The sequence below is a fragment of the Actinomadura sp. KC216 genome, assembly GCF_004348535.1.
GTDB lineage: Bacteria > Actinomycetota > Actinomycetes > Streptosporangiales > Streptosporangiaceae > Spirillospora.
On sequence record NZ_SMJX01000619.1, the window covers coordinates 1 to 1467 of the forward strand.

Consider the following 1467-nt stretch of genomic DNA (forward strand, 5'->3'; position numbering starts at 1 on the left):
GGCCGGGCGCCAGGGCAGTTGCGCCACATGGGCATGGTCCACGCCGGCATGAACCAGCTGGAGTAGTAGAGGAGCTGCAGCAGCCTCTCGTCCGGCCCGTCGGCCCGGCCGTCCTCGTGGGTCACGCCCATTCGAGGTACTCCACGTCGTGGAGGGCTGTGGTCTCGTAGGTGGTGACGACTGCGTCATGGTCGCCCGCGTCCCCGGTGGGGACGCGGCAGTAGCCGAGGACGGCGTCGCGCATGTTGTCGGTGATCCAGAACTGGTCGTTGCGGATGCCGCCGTGGTGGCCGGTGGGGGCGAACAGCTCCCTGTCGGCCTCGGGGTCGTCCAGGCGCGTGGCGATGAGGTTGGCGACGTCGTACAGGTCACCGTCGCTGAGCGTTTGCGCGACGAGGGTGTTCCCCAGCCACGGGACGTCCGGGCCGGAACGGCGGTGGCAGCGTGCGGCGCGGAAGTAGGGCGCGGCCTTCTCCCAGTCCGGATCGTCGTCGTCGATGCCCTGGTAGTTGATGTCGCCTCCGATGATGCCCATCCCGCCGTACCGGTAGATGCGCTCGACCAGCACATCCGCCTCCATGGCGGCCCTCAGCAGGCTGCTGGGGTGCAGGTGCGCGGAGATGGCGGTGAGCGGCACCGTCACCTTCGGGTCGGCGGTGATGTCGAAGACGGCGACGCCGAAGCCGTGCCTGCTCTCCTCGAAGCCGTACTTGGTCTCCCAGTGCTTCCACTCCAGGACCTCGGGGCGGTACATGATCACGGTGTGCGCCCCGGACTTGGACGGGGCGACCTTGGCGAGCATCCCCAGGGAGTCCTCGGCTTCGGCCTGCAGACGCGGATCGGTCATCCAGCCGTGCGCCTCTTGCCCGAAGAGGAGGTCGGGGCTGACCTTCTTGACGATGTCGACCAGGGCAGGCCACCGGTTCTCGGGACGGCCGCGCGTGTCCGACCGGCCTCCGTACTGGAAGTTCAGGGTCATCGCGGTGAGCAGCACGAGGGGTCTCTCAATGGGTAGGGCCGCCGTGCCGCCGACGGCGGCGCGAGGGCGGAACGTGATGGCGCGGCCGGGCCTGGATCGGGGCTGGGCCAAGGGGCGCTGACGGGGGCGGGCCGGACCGCGCGCTCCGGCCGAGCCTGGGGGTCGTCCCGGTTCTGCGCGCTCGCCGAGCGCCGGAGGTCCCATCCGACCTTCTCGGCGAGGCGCTCCCGGGTGTCCGCCTCGACCAGGCGCGCTCCGTCCCGGCCCGGCACGATCGCCCACCAGGAACCGGTGGAGTCGCCGTACCAGTGCGTGATGCCGTCCGGGACGCGCGGCGGCGTCTGCGCGGCCACGGTCACTGCCCCTCGTCCAGGCCCGCCTCGGCGCGCTGGATGCGCCAGAGAAGCAGGGCCATCTCGTTCGGGTCGTTGCCCCGCACATCGGTGATCGCGGCGGGCCGGTCGACGTAGTCGAGGTAGCTGCGCTGC

At 71.0% G+C, this 1467-nt stretch carries 2 protein-coding genes; both read right to left on the reverse strand.

What is annotated here, in order from left to right:
• Positions 1 to 121: 121 nt before the first annotated feature.
• Positions 122 to 994 carry a hypothetical protein gene (locus E1264_RS42550; RefSeq protein WP_132183240.1) on the reverse strand — a complete coding sequence of 291 codons (873 nt, stop codon included), beginning with the start codon at positions 992 to 994 and terminating at the stop codon, positions 122 to 124.
• The gene (locus E1264_RS42555) at positions 976 to 1332 is read right to left on the reverse strand and encodes a hypothetical protein (protein WP_132183242.1); all 357 of its coding nucleotides are present in this window, start codon (positions 1330 to 1332) and stop codon (positions 976 to 978) included. Before E1264_RS42555 ends, E1264_RS42550 begins: the two co-directional genes overlap by 19 nt.
• Between the last annotated feature and the right edge of the window lie 135 nt (positions 1333 to 1467).